The organism is Jeotgalibacillus sp. ET6, from assembly GCF_029667115.1.
In the GTDB taxonomy this organism is placed as follows: domain Bacteria; phylum Bacillota; class Bacilli; order Bacillales; family Jeotgalibacillaceae; genus Jeotgalibacillus.
Genome location: NZ_JARUIU010000161.1, coordinates 1 through 257 on the forward strand (window position 1 = coordinate 1; position 257 = coordinate 257).

Below are 257 nucleotides of genomic sequence, written 5' to 3' on the forward strand. Positions count from 1 at the left end.
GACAACATTCAGAAGTGACAGATCAGGATGCCAATGTGCATCAAGGCGTCATAGCCGCGTTAAAAGCACGGGCTCTGCAAAGTCAGGGGATAAAGAAGTATCAAACTAGCTTGGAAATTACTATTATCTTATGTATGCAGATGTAGTCTTTGATCACCCGGAGGTAAAAGCAGATCTGAAAATCTGTGGTAAGTGGTATGTGCAACGTTTGACCTTGGATGGCTTCCGATTAGATGCAGTTAACCATTTTAAACATG

At 42.0% G+C, this 257-nt stretch carries 1 protein-coding gene; it reads left to right on the forward strand.

What is annotated here, in order from left to right:
• Positions 1 to 130 precede the first annotated feature (130 nt).
• The coding region (locus P6709_RS20645; RefSeq protein ID WP_442905383.1) for an alpha-amylase family glycosyl hydrolase at positions 131 to 257 on the forward strand (127 nt) is incomplete at its 3' end.